Source organism: Acidobacteriota bacterium (assembly GCA_009838525.1).
In the GTDB taxonomy this organism is placed as follows: Bacteria; Acidobacteriota; Vicinamibacteria; order Vicinamibacterales; family UBA8438; genus VXRJ01.
Genome location: VXRJ01000018.1, coordinates 728,346 through 745,298, shown reverse-complemented (window position 1 = coordinate 745,298; position 16,953 = coordinate 728,346). Strand labels below are relative to the sequence as shown.

Genomic DNA, 16,953 nt, shown 5'->3' with positions numbered 1-16,953 from the left:
GGGTTGGAGCCGCAGAAGGTGCATCGCCATAAGGTCATGACGGCTGGCCACATGAAGACCACGGCTACTCCGGGCACCCCGATGACGGGGCGCACGGGTAGCGGATGACGCCAGCGGCACAACTCGACGCTCCAATGGCCATCATCCGCCAGTCGGCTGATGGCTATTTTTTTTGGTAATGACGCTGTGCTGAAGGTTGCGATCGTCGGTTTCGGTACGGTCGGGCAGTCGGTCGCCAGGATCCTCGGCACGGGGGACGGTCGGCCGCTCAGGCTTACCCATGTCTGCAACCGCGACGTCAATCGGAAGCGGACGTCGGCGGTTTGGACACCGGACGATCTGGTGTGGACTTCCGATTTTGCCGACGTTCTCGATTCCGACGCCGACATCGTGGTCGAGCTGATTGGCGGTACCCATCCGGCTGCCGACTGGATCCGGCAGGCCCTTGAGGCGGGGAAGTCCGTCGTCACTGCAAACAAGCAGGTGATCGCCGAGAGCGGCGCCCAGTTGCTTGATGTGGCGGCGGAACACCGGCGGCATCTGCTGTTCGAGGCGGCGGTAGCTGGCGGCGTGCCGATCATCCGCGCGGTGCGGGAAGGGTTGGCAGGTGACCGTCTTTGCCGTGTCGCGGGGGTGCTGAACGGCACCTGCAACTACATTCTGACGCGCATGGAAAGGGAGCCGGAGCTGTCGTTCGACGCAGTGCTCGCGGAGGCGCAGGAGAAGGGTTTCGCCGAGGCGGATCCGACGGCGGACATCGACGGAGGCGATGCCGGCGCGAAGCTGGCGATACTTGCGGCGGTCGGCCTCGGACGCCGCCTCGACGCCAGCACGATTCCCCTCCGATCGATCCGTCCGGTCGAGCCGATCGACTTCGTCTACGCGCGACGCCTTGACAGCACCATTCGCCAGGTATCGCACGCCGAACTGGTGAACGGGGGCGGCGACGATCGCATAACGGCATCGGTTCAGCCGATGCTGGTCCCGATTCGATCGCCAATGGCGCGCGCCGAAGGAAGCCAGAACGTCGTCGTGGTCGAGGGCTCGCACGGCGGCGAGACGGCGTTTCGCGGCTTCGGCGCGGGTGGAAATCCGACTGCCGTGGCGGTGGTCTCCGACCTTGAGGCGATCGCGCGGATCGGCAGCGAAGCGCCGCCCCTGCGGACGCCCGTGCCACCGCGCGCAGAGATAGAAGCGGACTTCGTTGCGCCGCAGTACCTTCGGTTCGTCGTCGTCGACCGTCCCGGAATCATCGCGGCGATCGCAGAAGTGTGTCTCCGCCATGAATTGAACTTCGACTCGGTGTTGCAGGTGCCGGGCTATTCGAAGTCGGAGCTTCCATTCGTCGTCACACTCGAACCGTGCCGCACGGATGTCGTGCAGGCGGCGCTGGCGGAAATCGCCGCGTTCGATTTTCACGCCCGCCCACCCGTCTGGATGCCAATCCTGCTTCCCGGAGACCGTCGATGAGCTACCTGACCGGCCTGCAATGCTCAATGTGCCAGGCGTCTTTTCCGGCCGAGGCGTTCTACGTTTGCCCGGAGTGCCTCGGTCCCCTTGAGACGACGTACGATCGTGACGCGATCCGGCGGGACGTCTCGCGCGAGACGATCGCCGCACGGCCTCCCAGCCTCTGGCGGTATCGTGAGTTTCTTCCAATCGACGGCGAGCCTCGGACCGGCCTTGCGTCCGGATTCACACCGCTCGTGCGCGCCGACCGCCTGGCGGCGGAGCTGGGCGTGCGCGAGCTCTATGTGAAGGACGATTCGGTCAATCACCCGACCCTGTCGTACAAGGACCGTGTCGTTCCGGTGGCGGCCACGCGGGCGTGCGAGCTGGGCGCCGGCGTGTTCGGCTGTGCCTCGACCGGCAACCTCGCGAACAGCGTCGCCGCGCACGCGGCGCGGCTTGGCCTCGAGTGTTACGTCTTTATCCCGCGGACGCTCGAGCCGGGGAAGATCCTGGGCTCCGCGGTGAGCGGGCCGCACGTGGTGGCGATCGACGGGACCTACGATGACGTCAATCGCCTTTGTACGCAGGTGGGAGACAAGTACGGCTGGGCGTTCGCAAACATCAACCTGCGCGCCTACTACGCCGAGGGCGCGAAGACGATGGGTTTCGAGATCGTCGAGCAGCTCGGCTGGCGCTTCCCGCAGCACCTCGTCTGTCCGGTGGCGGGCGGTACGTTGTTGCCGCGGATCGGCCGTGGCTTTAACGACCTTCTGGACGCTGGTCTGATGGATGGATCGCCACCCCGCATCCATGCGGCGCAGGCGACGGGCTGCGCTCCAGTGATCCACGCGCTCGAGACGGGGCTCGACTATCCCGAGCCGGTTCGGCCGGACACGATTGCCAAGTCAATCGCGATCGGCGCGCCGGCCGACGGCTATCACGTACTGCGTAGCGTGCGGGAATCGGGCGGTGGTGGCGCCTCCGCCACCGACGATGAGATTCTCGATGCGATCGGGCTGCTGGCGCGAACCGAGGGCATCTTCACGGAGCCGGCGGGCGGGACGACCCTTGCGGTGGCGCGCAAGCTGTTCGAGCAGGGGGTAATCCCGCGCGACGAGAGCACGGTCATCTGTATTACTGGCAATGGCTACAAGACCGCCGACGTGATGTCCTCGCTGGTCGACGCACCGACCGCCCTCGGCCGCTCGCTGGGGGAGTTCGAGCAGTTCGTCGCCGAGCGCGACGCGGCGCGGGGAGCGAAGGTCGGTGCGTCGGGAGCAGCAGGGGCGTGATGACCGAGACCGAAGCGCTGCGCTCCGAGAGAAGCGAAGTTGTCGAGGCGGAAGGCCATCTGGTCGATTCGAACCTCCTCCAGGAGGTCTTCGACCGGGTGATCGAGCACGGAGCATCGTTCGAGGTGCTCCGGTTTGATCTGGGACGAACGAACGAGGAAATTTCGCATCTCCAGCTGAGGGTGACGGCGCCGAGCCCGGCGGTGCTGACGGAGCTGCTCTCGAATCTCATGCCGCTCGGTTGTCATGCAGCGGCGAAACGGGATGCGAAGCTCGAGCCGGCGGAAGCGGACGGCTGCGTGCCGGACGATTTCTATTCGACTACGAACCACCGGACTTTCGTCCATCACGGCGGCGACTGGCTTGAAGTGGCGCGGCAGCGCATGGACGCGGTGATCATCGTCGCGGACGGCCATGCCGAGTGTCGCAAGCTCCGCGACGTCCGGGCCGGCGACCAGGTGGTCTGCGGCGTCGCCGGCGTGCGCGTGTCGCCCGAGTTCCGGGAGCGCGACCGGCTCGGCTTCGCATTCATGACGGGCGATGTCTCGACCGAGCGGCGCGTGGAGGTGAGCGTGGCGCGCGTCGTGTCGATGTTGCGCACGACGAAGGCGGCGGGGGGACGAATCGCGTTCGTTGCCGGTCCGGTGGTGGTTCACAGTGGTGGCGCCGAGTACTTTGCCGAGTTGATCCGCCAGGGTTACGTCGACGTCATTCTGGCCGGGAACGCGCTGGCCGTACATGACGTCGAGCATGCACTATTCGGCACGTCGCTCGGCATCGACCTGAATGCGGGAATCGCGGTCAAGGAAGGTCACCGGAATCACATGCGGGCGATCAACGTCGTGAGCCGCGCGGGCGGCCTGCGGCCAGCGGTGGAGCGGGGTGTGCTTCGCTCCGGCATCATGTACGAGGCAATCCGCAACAATGTCGAGTATGTCCTGGCGGGAAGCATCCGGGATGACGGACCGCTGCCCGACACGGTGATGGACCTGATCGAGGCGCAGGATCGCTACGCGGCTTCACTGCGCGACGTCAGCCTTGTGGTGATGCTCTCCACGATGCTCCACAGTATTGGTGTCGGCAACATGCTCCCGTCGAGTGTCCGCGTCGTCTGTGTCGACATCAATCCCGCGGTTGTAACCAAGCTCGCGGATCGAGGGTCGTCCCAGACGGCCGGCATCGTCACCGACGTCGGGCTCTTCCTGCACCAGTTGACGTCGCAGCTGGCGGCGGCGAAGCTGGCCAGCGCCGCGGTGGGAGGTGCGCGATGACCGGCGCCAGCGCCGCGGCCCCCGTCGTCGTCCAGAAATATGGCGGGACTTCGGTCGCCACGGCAGAGCATATCTGCAGGATTGCCGACCGCGTAGCGCGCGCCCGGGAGGAGACGCAGCGGCTGGCGGTGGTGCTTTCGGCGATGGGGAAGACCACGGACGAGTTGGTTGGTCTGGCGCATCAGGTGTCGTCGGAACCGCGCGGGCGAGAGATGGATCTCCTGCTGGCGACGGGTGAGCAGGTGTCCGTATCGCTCCTCGGCCTGGCGTTGCAGAATCGCGGGATACCGGCGGTCTCGCTGACCGCGTCGCAGTGCGGCATCCGCACCGACGATGCGTACAACATCGCACGGATCGAGTCGATCGACACGGCACGCATCAACGCGGAGTTCGAACACGGGCGCGTGGTGATCATCACGGGCTTTCAGGGGATCACGCGTGATCAGGAGGTGACCACCCTTGGACGTGGTGGCAGCGACATCACCGGCGCCGCGGTGGCGGCGGCCGTGGGCGCCACCGTATGCGAAATCTGCACCGACGTCGATGGCGTCATGTCCGCAGACCCGCGCGTCGTCCCGCACGCGACGCGCTGGGTCGAGATGACCTACGAGGAAGCGATCGAAATGGCGTCGAGCGGCGCCAAGGTGCTGCATCCCCGCGCGGCGGAAGTTTGCATGGCCTACAGGATTCCGATCCATGTGCGGTCCAGCTTCCATAACGGAGAAGGCACGTGGATCCGTGGAGCAGAAGAGATGGTGATGGAACAGGCGGCGGTCGTCGGCGTCAACAAGGAGACGAAGATCGCCAAGGTGACATTGATTGATGTGCCGGATCGGCCCGGCCTTGCGGCAGAGGTGTTTCAGGACCTGGCCGCGCGGTCGATCAACGTCCGGTTGATTATTCAGAGTGCGAGCGCGGCGGGAATCGGGCGAATTACGTTCGTTCTCGATACCGAATACGTCGATGCGACCCGCCCTCTGATCGATGGCTGGAAGGCGCGCGGCCTGGCGCAGTCGGACGAGGTGGACCCCGATGTCGCCAAGATCTCGATCGTCGGGTCGCGTCTGGCCTCGACACCCAGCCTCGCGGCCCGGATGTTCGCCGTGCTGGCGCGCGAGGGGATCAACATCGACTGCATCAGCTCGTCGGAGATGAAGATCGCCTGCGTGATCAATGCCGTCGACGCGGAGCGGGCGGTACAGGCGGTGCATGACGAGTTCTTCCCGCTGGGCGAGACGGCGGATGCGGCAGCGTCGGCGGAACGGCAGGAGGTGAGATGAGTGAGCGGGTGCCGGTTGGCGTGCTGGGCGCCACCGGGACGGTGGGGCAGGAGTTCATAGCAGGGTTGGCGGACCATCCCTGGTTCGAGGTGGCCTGGATTGGCGCAAGCGAGCGCTCCGCCGGCAAGCCCTACGCGGACGCCACGGCGTGGCGTCTCCCGACGCCTCGCCCGGAGTTCGTTGCCGGGATGACCGTGCAGCGTTGCGAGCCCGGGGGCGCGTCGCCGAGCCTCGTCTTTTCGGGCCTCGACTCGTCCGTGGCGGGTGAGGTGGAGCGGGCGTTCGCGGAGGCGGGGCACACGGTGGTGAGCAACGCACGGAACTACCGCATGGAAACGGACGTGCCGCTGCTCATTCCGGAGATCAACGCGGACCATCTCGCGCTGCTAGACGTGCAGGGGCGTGCACGGGGATGGCCGGGGCGTATTGTCACCAATCCGAACTGCTCGACCATCGTCCTGACGCTTGCCCTGGCGCCGCTCCGGCCATTCAATCCCTCCCGGGTGACCGTTTCCACGTTGCAGGCAGTGTCCGGCGCCGGCTATCCGGGGGTGGCGTCACTCGACATCACGGGCAACATCCTCCCGCACATCCGGGGCGAGGAGGACAAGATGGAAACGGAAACCCAGAAGATTCTCGGCACGCTGAACGGTGGCGCGATCCACCCGCACCCGATGGTCGTGAGCGCGACGACGACGCGGGTGCCTGTCCTGAATGGGCATACGATGCTGGTTTCGGTCGAATTCGAGGACTCGCCGTCGGAACAGGACCTGATCGACGCGTTCCGCTCGTTCGGCGGCCGGCCACAGGAGGAAGGGCTGCCGACCGCGCCCGCGCGCCCGATTCACTACACAGGCGACCCGGACCGCCCGCAGCCGCGGCTGGATGTCGACTGCGAGCAGGGCATGGCGGTTACGGTCGGCCGCCTCCGGCGATGCCCCGTCCTCGACTGGAAGTTCGTTGCGCTCGGGCACAACACCATTCGCGGCGCGGCCGGCGCGGCGATCCTGAACGCCGAGATGATGCGGGTCGATGGCCTGCTAAATCAGCGCGCGTCGTAGACGATTCGGCCGCCGGTAACGGTAACGACGACCGACGCCAGGCGGACGTCCGGCAAGGGCACGGAGAGCAGCGCCAGGTCGAGGACCGCGAAGTCGGCCAGTTGCCCGATCGCCAGCCGCCCCTTGATTCGATCCTCGAAAGAGGCGTACGCGCCAGCAATGGTGTAGGCGTTGAGAGCCCGGGCGATCGTGATCCTCTCGGATGGGGTCCAGCTGCTCCGATAGAACGCTTCGAGCGGACGCCGGGTGACCGCCCCGTACAGGCCGAGGATGGGGCCCGCCGGTGCAAATCCCCAGTTCGTCCCGAACGCCACGACCGCGCCGGTGTCCAGAAGGGACCGGACGGGAAACGGTTCCGCGAGCGCGGCGCTGCCCACCATCGCTTCCAATCGCGGACCGGTGTCACCTATCCCGGCCGGCTGCATGCTGGCGATCACGTCCAGCGCGGCGAACCGGGCAATGTCGTCCGGCCGGAGATGTTGTGCATGCTCGATCCGAAACCTGCGGTCGCGCGGACCGTTTGCCGCTATCACCCGCTCGTAGGCGTTGAGCGCCAGGTGATTGGCGCGGCTGCCGACCGCGTGAAGGGCCACCTGGAGCTCTGCCGCGTCAGCCGCATCGACCTGCGCGCTAAGTCGATCGACGTCGTACAGCATCAAGCCGCGATCGTCGGCCGAGTCGGGATAGGGGCGATCAAGCGCGGCGGTACCGGTCTCGACGGTACCGTCCACTACGCCCTTCAGCGCACCGACTCGGAGCCAGTTGTCTCCCCGTCCGTCGTCGCCGCCAAAACGGCCATCGGCGATCGCGTCGCGCAGCCGCCGCCACGTGGGCAGGGGCACCGCGGCGTAGACCCGCACGGTAAGGCGTCCCGAGTCGCGCGCCCGTCCGAGTGCCTCCAGGTCGCTCCAGCTTCCCATGTGATGGACCGACGTAACTCCGCGTTCTGCCAGATAGGCGAGGGCGGCGTCCAGCGCCGCGTCGTCCTCGGCCGGCGTGTAAGCGGGCGGTGGCTCCGGCGCTACTGGCCAGAAGTCATCGTCCAGCAGCAGCGCGTCGCCCGTGGAATCCGCCAGCAGTCGGTGACCGGCGTCGAGCAGGTGGACATGGGCGTCTATGAAGCCGGGCACGACGGTAGCGCCGTCCGCGTCAATGATGATTGCGTCGGTCGCCAGCGCCCGAATCGCGTCACTCGATCCCAGCGCCGCGACACGATCACCGGCCACACCGATCGCCTCGACCAGCGGCCGTTCCGGGTCGCCAGTCCAGACGTTGGCATCGACGACGCCAATTGAGAGGGTGGGAATGGGTGCGGGCGAACTCAGTTCCGCGCAGCCGGTCGCGAAAAGAGCCGCGACGAGCGCGATCGACTCAGTTGGCGACGGCAGCGCCGCTCGCATAGTCCATCATCAGGCGGATCGGCGCCCCCGCGTCGGCGCCGAACAGAGACCGTCCCGGCGTATGGTCCGCGCCTGGATGGACGACTGCCTCCACCTCGATGGTCGTCCCGGCCGGCAGAGCGATCGGCGCATCGAACCAGTAGCGGGTAGGCCATGCGGTGTCCGGCTCTCGGAGGAACAGCATCGGCACTCGAGAGCCGTCAGGAGTCACTGCCACGACCTGTACGTCCCTTGCCTCTATCTCGATCTCCGGCAGCATGGCAAGCACTCTTACGTCGCTGTCGATTGCCTGGCTGAACGTGATCGTCCGGCCTGCTTCATCGGCTGGCGAAGCGATCAGGATCGACTCGATGGTCGCCGCATCACCGTCGGCGAAGTAAAGGCCGACCCGGCTCTGGTCCGTGAATTCCTGCCCGTCCGTTATCCAGGTCTTCTTGTAGTGGATTCGCACAACGACATCGGCTCCGGCCGGCATCGGGTGAGCGGTGTTCTCCAGAACAACACTCGCGCGGCCGGGTGACCAGAGCGCCATCGGTGGGGCGGCAGGGAAGCGGGCGCCGTCGGGCTCGGCAAAGCCCGGCTCCGGATCAGCCTCGTCAAGCGACCGTGCCGTCCCCGACGGGTCGATGTAGATCGCCACGTCCCGGACGACCGCACTCGCGCCGGGTATCACATCCGCGCCCGTCACAAGGCGATCCGCATTGGCGCCGGACGGTAAGACGAAGTAGCGAACCGTCTCGCTCGTCCCTGTGTCGACCGTGAACGGATCTGGCATCTCAAGTTCCAGGTCCGGCGCTCCGAGTGGCCAGTCGGTGGGGCCGGTGACCGGGTCGAGCTCCATGTTGCGGGGCCCCTGCGGATAGCCGCCGCTGGACCATTCGAGGATCATGTCCATCTCCTTCGCGGGAAGGGCATGACCGTTCCGGAAGTCGCCGAAGCCATCCTCCGCCTTCCACGGCGGCATCCGAAGACCAAGCACCTCCTCGCGAATCGACTGCGCCCAGGGGAAGGCCTCGTTGTAGGTGACGAGCGACATCGGAGCGATGCCTCCCTCGCGGTGGCAGGCTCCGCAGTTGTCCCGGAATATCGGGAAGAGGTGCTCGTTGTAGTTCCAGCGTGATGCGATCGGCGTGTGCGTTTCCGTTGGCAAGCTCGCCGTGAGCACGATCACCAAAGTGAGCAGCGCGCTGGCCGCGATGCGCACGATCGTTGCGCCCCCCGTCCGACGTCTCGATGTCATGGTTCCACGCCTCCGTAGATCTCGGTGATGAGATCGACCGCCTCGTCGAAGACGTCGTGCGCGTCGCTGACCTGCTGCTTGTTGCCCAGATCTCCGTACCAGTCAAGGAGCCAGGCGGAGCGGACGAGGCTGCGAACCGCGATTCGGATCAGATTGCGGTCCTGCGCTGGCAGGTCCTCCGCCCGATCGTGCAGCGCGAGCGCCAGTTCCTTCGACTGAAGCGCCGGAATGAAGATCTCTGTGAATCCGCCGGTCGCTACCAGGTTTGCGATCTCTTCGTTCCGCTGGCTGATCCCCTGAACGATGTCGCTCGTCAGTTCCGGGATGCGTGGGCGGATACGCTCGGCAAGCGGCAGCGTCTCGGGCACCGCGGCAGCGGGCGAAGTATCGATTACATCGGGCGCAGCGCTGGAGAACTCGCTGAAGATGAAATCGAACCGATCCTCAGGAAACTCCTCCACGACGCGAATCTTGGCGATCATCTCGGCGGGAAAGGGCTGATCGCCGACTTCCGCCTCGAGGTACGCGCCGTCGGGCGACGGCAGCAGGGCGGCCGACCGAACTTCAACGAACTCGTCGCTCTCCGCGTCGTACTCCTCCTCGAGAACGATGCGTCCCATCCAGAACGTGACATCCACTGGCTCGCGGTAGTTGTCGGTTGCATAGAGACGGAAGATCCCCGGCTCGGGGTAAACCCCCTCGATGTGGTGAAAACTGTCGGGCGCCATGAAGACTCGCCCGCCGTGTTGCGGGCTGTGGTCCATGTGCGCACCCGGGGCCGCGTCGACCACGCCGCAGGTGAGCATCTCCGAACCGTAGTACGGGTTGCGGACCGGGCCGTCCACCTGCACCCAGTTCGATCCGCCGTCGTACATCGGACAGTAGGCGCGTGCATAGCCCGGTGGCAACTCCATGGCTGCCAGGAACTCTGACAGCGGCTTGAAGTCACTTCGCATGGACGCAATGTCGTTCGCGCCGGCCGCCACTTCGGCGAGTGGCCGGATGGTCGGATCCGCTATGGCGATCAGGCCGGCAAGCGCGGTCTGGGCTCCTTCGAAATCGTCGGCGGCGAGCGCCGTCTGCGCCCGCACATACTCGGCGAGCTGGGTCGGGAAGTCGGCCGGCTGGGCGGCAACGGGAATGACGGAGGCGTTGCGAGTGGCGCAGCCGGCCAGCGGCAAACCGAGCGCAAGGCCGATGGCGACAACCCGCACGAACTGTTGAGCCAACTGACGAAACCCCTGTAGAGTGACGCGAACCGGGTTGTTCGACGTTGCCCAGTATACAACGCTGGTCTCCAGCCGACCGCGCCCGCGGGCTGGTTGAGGCTTGGCTTGACGTTCTGAAGGGTGTTCGCCGGCTGTCTCCGCACACCCTCGCGAGCTACCGCCGAGACCTGGCGGCACTCGCGGCGTACGCTGACAGTCGGCGCAAGGAGCTCGATCGTCTTGGCCGGCAGGACCTGGAGGCGTTCGTTCGCGAGAGAATGACGGACGGCCTCGCGCCCCGGTCGGTGGCCCGGGTGGTAGCCAGCGTCCGGAGCTTCTACCGCTTCCTGGTGGCGGACGGCCGCATCGACGAGAACCCGGCCGAAGATCTGCGGCCGCCGCGGTCATGGCCGGCGTTGCCGTCGGCGCTCTCGGCCGAAGCAATCGACACATTGATCGCTCAGCCCGATACCGGAACGCCGGCCGGTCTGCGCGACCGGGCGCTCATTGAACTCCTGTACGCCACGGGTCTCCGCGTGACTGAACTGGTGTCGCTTCGGCCCGGCGATCTCAACCTGCGCCATGGCTATCTCACCTGCCTCGGCAAGGGGAACAAGGAGCGCCTCGTGCCGATGGGAGCGCCCGCGGTCGAGTGGGTGACCCGCTATCGCGACGAAGCCCGGCCCGCGCTGCTCAAGGGGCGGACATCGTCCTGGCTCTTCGTCAATGCTCGCGGGGGCGGAAAGCTGAGCCGCGTCGGTTTCTGGAAGAAACTGAAACAGTACGGCCAACGGGCCGGGCTGCCACGGGACCTGAGTCCCCATGTTCTGCGGCATTCGTTTGCCACGCACCTGCTGGAGCGTGGGGCGGATCTCCGATCGATCCAGACGCTGCTGGGGCACTCGGACCTGTCTACGACGCAGATCTACACCCATGTTCTGGACGCTCGCCTCAAGGCGGTCTTCGAGGCATTTCATCCGCGGGCCTGACTTACGTTGACCGGGCAGTATGAGGGCTGGTACTCTCCACGGTTGCCGTGGGCGCGTCCTGCCCGCCAGAGCCGGAGCGATACTGAAGGAGAACCACAACCCATGCACCGAACCGGCCACTATCTTTTCACTTCCGAGTCGGTCACCGAAGGACATCCGGACAAGATCGCGGATCAGGTTTCGGACGGTGTCCTCGACGCCATCTTCGCCGAGGATCCCAGGGGACGTGTCGCCTGTGAGTCGCTTCTGACGACCGACCTCATCGTCCTGGCGGGCGAGATCACCACCAGCGCCGAGGTCGACTACGAGGCGGTGGCGCGCGATGCGGTGCGCGACGTCGGCTATACCGACGCTGCGTTCGGCTTCGACGCCAACACTTGCGAGGTGCAGGTGAGGCTGCACAGCCAGTCGCCCGACATCGCGATGGGGGTCGATCCGGGCGGGGCAGGCGATCAGGGATTGATGTTCGGCTACGCCTGCACGGAGACGCCGGAACGGATGCCGCTCCCGATCGCCCTGTCGCACCGTCTCGTGAAGGCGCTGTCAACGGCGCGGCGCGACGGCGTGCTCGAGTACCTGAGGCCGGACGGAAAGTCGCAGGTGACGGTCGAGTACGTCGGCGACGAACCGCAGCGGATCCACACGGTCGTCGTATCGAGCCAGCACAGCGACCAAGTGTCGACCGAGCGGTTGCGCGCGGGAATCGAGGAGGCGGTCGTCCGTTCGACGTTGCCGGCGAGCCTCCTCGACGACCGGACGATCATCCACGTGAATCCAACCGGCCGGTTCGTCACCGGCGGCCCGCACGGCGACTGCGGCCTGACCGGACGCAAGATCATCGTCGACACGTACGGGGGCATGGCGCCCCATGGCGGCGGCGCGTTCTCCGGAAAGGACCCGACAAAGGTGGACCGTTCCGCGGCCTACATGGCCCGCTACATTGCGAAGAACTGCGTCGCGGCGGGTCTCGCGGACCGCGTGCAGGTTCAACTGGCGTACGCGATCGGGGTCGCCGACCCGGTTTCGGTGCTGGTCGAGACGTTCGGTACCGGCACCACCGGAATGACGGACGAACAGCTCGGGGACCTCGTGCAGGCTCACTTCGCGCTGAAGCCCCGGGACATCATTGAAACACTCGATCTGCGCAGGCCAATCTACCGATCAACCGCGGCGTTCGGTCACTTCGGGCGTTCAGAGCCGGAGTTCACCTGGGAGCGAACCGACAAGGCGGACGCTCTGCGCGCAGCCGCTGGCGCGCCGGACTGCCTGGCGGCGGTCCACTCCTGAGCCGCCCGGCCGAGTTGGGTTACACCACGGGCTGCCAGGACGAGCGTTCTGGGGACAGGGCGCATGGAACGGCGAGCAGGGCGGTTACGGCCCCTCATCGGGATAGTCGCCCTCGCGGCGGCCGCTGGCCTTGTCTTCGGCCTCCTGTTGCCGCCGTCGGCACGCGTTCTGGAGACGCCGCTCCCCCCGTCCCAGGCCGGTCCGGACTCAGCGAGTAGCGCAGCCGGCGGCATCACTCACACGGCTCGTGGCGTGTACCACGTGCATAGTCGTCGCTCGGACGGGAGCGGGACGGTGCCGCAGATCGCAACTGCCGCCGCCGAGGCGGACCTCGACTTCGTCGTTCTGACGGATCACGGCGACGCGACCGGGATTGCGGCGCCGGCCTACTACGAGGGCGTGCTGATGATCGATGGCGTCGAAGTCAGCACCGATGGAGGTCACTACGCAGCGCTAGGTCTCGGCTCGGCGCCGTACCCTCTCGGTGGTGATGCACGGGGCGTGATCGAGGATGTCCGCCGACTGGGGGGCATCGGGATCGCTGCGCATCCTACGTCGCCGAGGCCGGCGTTGGCCTGGTCCGACCCCTCGCTGCCGGTCGACGCGGTCGAATGGATCAATGGTGACAGCGAATGGCGCGACGAGAACTGGACCTCGTTGGCGCACGTGTTGTTCGGCTACTGGATTCGCCCCGCCGAGAGCCTTGCCTTGATGCTCGATCGCCCCGAGTCGGCCCTGGCGCTCTGGGACGACCTGGCGTCCCGGCGCCGGGTCGTCGGTATTGGTGCAGCGGATGCTCACGGGCGTCTCTCCACGGAAGCGGACGACGAGGGCTACGGCGGGGAAGGAGCGGGGGACGGCAGTGCCGAGAATGGAGGCCTGCGGCTGCCGGGCTACGAACCGGTCTTCCGTGCGCTCTCGGTACAGATCGAGCTGGACCGGCCGCTCATTGGTCAAGCACTGCCGGACGCGGCGGCCATCCTATCTTCGCTGCGCGAAGGACGGGTCTATACCGTGGTAGACGCCATTGCCGGGCCGGCCCGAGTCGCCTGGACCGGCCGGGCGGCGGGCGGCGAGTTGATTCGAATGGGGGAGTGGACCCCGGGAAATGGCCCCGTAGACCTCATTGCGAACGTGGCTGGCGTGGAGGACGCGACGTTCACGCTCTTGAGCAACGGCGCCCCGATATTGGCGGGAGAGCCGGGTCCGACGCTGACGTACCGCACGCCGGTGGCCCCCGAAGATTGGACGGCCTTCCGCGTCGAGGTCTTTCTGCCGGACGCCCCGGGCGATCCCCCCGTTCCCTGGATCGTGAGCAACCCCATTTATGTCGGGGGAGCGCCGGCCGACGCGGTGGGCGATACCAACCTGGTGAGCGCCATCTCTGCAGAACCGAGTAGTCTGCCGGAACAAGCCGACGACCCGGCGGCAACTGGCCAGGGTAGAAGGCTGCCACGCGAATGGCAGGTAGAGCAGAGGGATGCCGAAGTGTTCCTGGCTTCGAATCGTCTCGGACCGGAAACAGACGCCGGTGAGGAGATCCAGATGACGTTCGAGCTGGGATCCGATGTGGAGACCTATGCCGCGGCCGTCCAGCCCCTCGAGGCGGGAGAACTTGTCGGCACAACGGCCGTACGGTTCGAAACCGAAGCGTCTCAGCCGATGAGGCTCTCGTTGCAGCTGAGGCGTTCGCATCCGGCTGGCGGCGAGGGTGACCGCTGGCGCCGCTCGTTCTACGTCGGTACGGAGCGACGCGCCGTGACGGTTCCTTTTGATCAACTGGTCCGGGTGACGCCGGACCTGGAGGCGCAACCGGATCTGGCAGCTGTCGACAGCCTGTTGATCGTCGTCGACACCGTCAACACTTTCCCCGGCACGCGCGGCAGCCTGACGATTGTCGGCCCGCACCTGGTCGGGCCATAGAGGCGGGAGTTCCTCAGGTGCGAACCGCGAAGAGGAAATAGCCGGCCGATGCCCCGAAAAAGGCGTTCGGCGCCCACGCGGCGATGATCGGCGCAAGCATTCCGGCGCTGCCGAAAGCTCCGAAGATGCTGACGACGATCCAGTAGGTGAACGCGAGGACAATTCCTGCGCCGACACCGTACAACGTGCCGCGCCGGCCGGTGGTGACCGCGAACGGAATCGCGATCAGCGTCAGGATCACCGTAACGAAGGGAAACGACGCCTTGCGGTGAAGCGCTACCACCAGGCTTACGACATCGAAGCCGCGTGCCCGCAGTTCCTCGATGTACTGCTGTAGTTCCCGGAAGCTCATCAACTCTGCTTCCGGCAGTTCGGACGCAAACACCTCCGGGGGGGCGATCGTCGCTAGTCGGCGCTCGGCATCGCGCCGGTACCCCGAGCCATTCGAAGTGCCGGCGGTGAAGTCCTGTTCCCAGACGTCGCGACCGTTCCAGCCCGCGGGTGCCCCGGCGTCGGTTCCGAACGTTGCTTCCGCGATGAAGGTCCGCCGGCGGAGAGACCAGGGGGTATCTTCGAACTCGAAGATCGAGAGCGCCCCGACTTCCTGGCGATCCGGATCGAAATGGAGGTAGTGATAAATGTGGCCGTTGTCATCCACCAGCCACCGCCGGTTCAGCGGATCGAACATCTGGACCCGGCCGGAACGAATCTGCTGATCGAGCGCCTCCGCCTGCCGGTTCGCTCTGGCAAGCACCGTCTCGGCCATCAGGAACAGGCAGCCGCTCCAGACCAGGCTGAAGGCAAGTAGCGGGAGCGCCACCCGGTACAGACTGATGCCACATGCCTTCATGACGGTAAGCTCGCTCGTCCGGGTCAGAACCCCGATAGTCACGAGCGTCGCCACGAGTCCTGCTACCGGCAGAACGTAGTAGATGAACTGCGGCGTGGCGTACCAGAGATACTGCAGCAGCATCAGGCCGGTCGCCTGTTCCTTGAACAGGTTGTCGGAGAGCTCGACGAACTCCGTAATGTAGAAGATGCCGAGCAGGCCGACGAAGGCCAGACCGACCCACCGGAGGTACATGCCGGTCACGTACCAGTCGAGGATGTTGAAGCCGATAGTGGCCGATCCTCTGGGAACCGTGACGAGCGCCTCGCCCCGGTTACCGGGAGCCTTCGGACCGTCGACCGCCCCGGCGCCCGCGCCGGGAACCCGGCGGGGAAGTAGGCGCGCTGCCAGCGCTGCGCCCGGAAGGCGTCGATCGGTCCGTCCCGTACGCCACCAGACCAGCAGGATTCCGGCGGTTCCCAAGACCATATTGGGTAGCCATCGGGCTAGCTCGGGCGACATACGCTGGCCCATTGCCATCGCTTCACCCGTATACATCGCGATGTAGTACGCAAAGATCACGCCGATACCCAACGCGAAGCTGGCGAGGCGGCCATCCTTCCGATTGCTGATCCCGAAGGCCGCGCCCAACAGCACGAAGACGAAACACGCCACCGGGATGGAGAACTTCTGGTGGAGGTACATGATGGGCCAGTGGGGCGACAAACCGTCCGCCTCCATCTCCGAGGCTCGCTCGCGCAGTTGCGGGATTGTCATCTCCGCATAGCCTTCCTGCACGCCACCGGCGGGGAAAGTCGACGATGCATCTACCTGAATCAGCAGGTCCTCAAACGCGTGCCGCTCGTACTCTTCCGGTCGTGCCGGGTCGACATGGTGGCGTGTTCCGCGCGATAGGGCGACTTCGACGGTGCCGCGTTCCGCATCGACCATGACCTGGCCGCGCTCCGCCACGTAGATGTCCGGCCGGTTCGGGTCCCCAACGTCCGCCAGGAAGACATTTGACCACCCGCCGCCCGTCTGGGAGACCTCCTGAACGTACAGGACGAGATTGGGGAAGTCGTCCGCGTGGAAGACCCGCGGCTTGATCTCACCCTCGGCGCGATTCGCCACCACCTGGAAGACCAGTTCGCGGAACGCCAGATTCGACCGGGGAATCAACTCGACCATGATCCAGCAGTTGACGGCCGCCACGATAGTAGCGAGGAGAAGGAGCGGGGCGAGAATCCGTCCGAAGCTGATCCCGCATGCCTGCATCGCCACCGTTTCCCGATCGCTGGAAAGACGTCCGAGGGCCATCAGAACGCCCAGCAGGAATCCCATCGGGATAGTCAGTCCGAGCGACTGAGGAATCAGAAGCGCCAGCATCCGGATGATCTCGCCGGGCGCGATTCCGATCCCGATCAGTTCTTCGGCCCGATCCCGAATCGGCGGAAGCAACAGCAGAAACGTGAACACGAAAAGCGACAGCAGGAAGGGCGGGATGACTTCCCGGACGATGTACCGGCTCGTAATACGAAACATCGCGTATTCCAGTTGATCGATCCTATCGGCCCATCGTCACGTCGGCCAAGCGCCTGAGCCATCTCCGCGAGGCCAGACCTTCATCGGACGTTGGCGTAAGCCAGCCTTCGGCAGGCCGCGGCGGCTGTGGTGTCAGCAGCGCTGGAGCCGTTTCGCGAGACCAAACCTTCATCGGACGT

Annotated in this window: 12 protein-coding genes; 8 read left to right on the top strand and 4 right to left on the bottom strand. The window is 66.0% G+C overall.

Features of this window, described 5'->3' with window-relative positions:
- Nucleotides 1-159 precede the first annotated feature (159 nt).
- From F4Y45_09155 to asd, 5 genes are read left to right on the top strand one after another with little or no spacing between them, the layout of a single operon-like run.
- A complete protein-coding gene (locus tag F4Y45_09155) occupies nt 160-1,470 on the top strand; it encodes a homoserine dehydrogenase (GenBank protein ID MXY24674.1) in 1,311 nt (436 codons plus the stop codon).
- Complete coding sequence (locus F4Y45_09150; protein MXY24673.1) at nt 1,467-2,744, top strand: threonine synthase; 1,278 nt, start codon at nt 1,467-1,469, stop codon at nt 2,742-2,744. Before F4Y45_09155 ends, F4Y45_09150 begins: the two co-directional genes overlap by 4 nt.
- Nucleotides 2,744-4,015 carry a TIGR00300 family protein gene (locus tag F4Y45_09145; protein ID MXY24672.1) on the top strand — a complete coding sequence of 424 codons (1,272 nt, stop codon included), beginning with the start codon at nt 2,744-2,746 and terminating at the stop codon, nt 4,013-4,015. Before F4Y45_09150 ends, F4Y45_09145 begins: the two co-directional genes overlap by 1 nt.
- Nucleotides 4,012-5,295: an aspartate kinase gene (locus F4Y45_09140; GenBank protein MXY24671.1), complete on the top strand. Its 1,284-nt coding sequence runs from the start codon at nt 4,012-4,014 to the stop codon at nt 5,293-5,295. Before F4Y45_09145 ends, F4Y45_09140 begins: the two co-directional genes overlap by 4 nt.
- Nucleotides 5,292-6,356 carry an aspartate-semialdehyde dehydrogenase gene (gene asd, locus F4Y45_09135; GenBank protein MXY24670.1) on the top strand — a complete coding sequence of 355 codons (1,065 nt, stop codon included), beginning with the start codon at nt 5,292-5,294 and terminating at the stop codon, nt 6,354-6,356. Before F4Y45_09140 ends, asd begins: the two co-directional genes overlap by 4 nt.
- On the opposite strand, the gene F4Y45_09130 is transcribed toward asd, so the two are convergent.
- The 3 genes from F4Y45_09130 to F4Y45_09120 are packed head-to-tail and all read right to left on the bottom strand — an operon-like array spanning nt 6,341 to nt 10,402.
- Nucleotides 6,341-7,756, bottom strand: a complete 1,416-nt coding sequence (locus F4Y45_09130; GenBank protein MXY24669.1) for an amidohydrolase family protein — start codon at nt 7,754-7,756, stop codon at nt 6,341-6,343. The two genes, asd and F4Y45_09130, sit on opposite strands and share 16 nt — an antisense overlap.
- The gene (locus F4Y45_09125) at nt 7,728-8,996 is read right to left on the bottom strand and encodes a hypothetical protein (protein ID MXY24668.1); all 1,269 of its coding nucleotides are present in this window, start codon (nt 8,994-8,996) and stop codon (nt 7,728-7,730) included. Before F4Y45_09125 ends, F4Y45_09130 begins: the two co-directional genes overlap by 29 nt.
- Nucleotides 8,993-10,402 (bottom strand): DUF3347 domain-containing protein, encoded by a 1,410-nt coding sequence (locus F4Y45_09120; protein ID MXY24667.1) that lies wholly within the window; start codon nt 10,400-10,402, stop codon nt 8,993-8,995. The genes F4Y45_09125 and F4Y45_09120 overlap by 4 nt, the downstream gene beginning before the upstream one ends.
- Here F4Y45_09120 and xerD point away from each other — a divergent pair.
- The 3 genes from xerD (at nt 10,315) to F4Y45_09105 (ending at nt 14,403) form a co-directional block, all read left to right on the top strand.
- Complete coding sequence (gene xerD / locus F4Y45_09115) at nt 10,315-11,193, top strand: site-specific tyrosine recombinase XerD (protein ID MXY24666.1); 879 nt, start codon at nt 10,315-10,317, stop codon at nt 11,191-11,193. The genes F4Y45_09120 and xerD overlap by 88 nt on opposite strands.
- A 102-nt stretch (nt 11,194-11,295) precedes the next feature.
- Nucleotides 11,296-12,480 (top strand): methionine adenosyltransferase, encoded by a 1,185-nt coding sequence (locus F4Y45_09110; GenBank protein MXY24665.1) that lies wholly within the window; start codon nt 11,296-11,298, stop codon nt 12,478-12,480.
- A 294-nt stretch (nt 12,481-12,774) separates the two neighbouring features.
- Nucleotides 12,775-14,403 (top strand): hypothetical protein, encoded by a 1,629-nt coding sequence (locus F4Y45_09105; GenBank protein ID MXY24664.1) that lies wholly within the window; start codon nt 12,775-12,777, stop codon nt 14,401-14,403.
- A 13-nt stretch (nt 14,404-14,416) separates the two neighbouring features.
- Here F4Y45_09105 and lptG read toward each other — a convergent pair whose 3' ends face one another.
- Nucleotides 14,417-16,774, bottom strand: coding sequence for an LPS export ABC transporter permease LptG (gene lptG, locus F4Y45_09100; GenBank protein MXY24663.1), 2,358 nt, complete (start codon nt 16,772-16,774; stop codon nt 14,417-14,419).
- Nucleotides 16,775-16,953: the final 179 nt, after the last annotated feature.

Excerpts from the sequence above, each read along its gene's own strand:
- F4Y45_09150 (MXY24673.1), top strand. The coding sequence starts at position 1,467 with ATGAGCTACCTGACCGGCCTGCAATGCTCAATGTGCCAGGCGTCTTTT.
- F4Y45_09125 (MXY24668.1), bottom strand. The coding sequence starts at position 8,996 with ATGACATCGAGACGTCGGACGGGGGGCGCAACGATCGTGCGCATCGCG.
- F4Y45_09130 (MXY24669.1), bottom strand. The coding sequence starts at position 7,756 with ATGCGAGCGGCGCTGCCGTCGCCAACTGAGTCGATCGCGCTCGTCGCG.
- F4Y45_09155 (MXY24674.1), top strand. The coding sequence starts at position 160 with ATGGCTATTTTTTTTGGTAATGACGCTGTGCTGAAGGTTGCGATCGTC.
- F4Y45_09140 (MXY24671.1), top strand. The coding sequence starts at position 4,012 with ATGACCGGCGCCAGCGCCGCGGCCCCCGTCGTCGTCCAGAAATATGGC.
- lptG (MXY24663.1), bottom strand. The coding sequence starts at position 16,774 with ATGTTTCGTATTACGAGCCGGTACATCGTCCGGGAAGTCATCCCGCCC.
- F4Y45_09145 (MXY24672.1), top strand. The coding sequence starts at position 2,744 with ATGACCGAGACCGAAGCGCTGCGCTCCGAGAGAAGCGAAGTTGTCGAG.
- F4Y45_09110 (MXY24665.1), top strand. The coding sequence starts at position 11,296 with ATGCACCGAACCGGCCACTATCTTTTCACTTCCGAGTCGGTCACCGAA.
- asd (MXY24670.1), top strand. The coding sequence starts at position 5,292 with ATGAGTGAGCGGGTGCCGGTTGGCGTGCTGGGCGCCACCGGGACGGTG.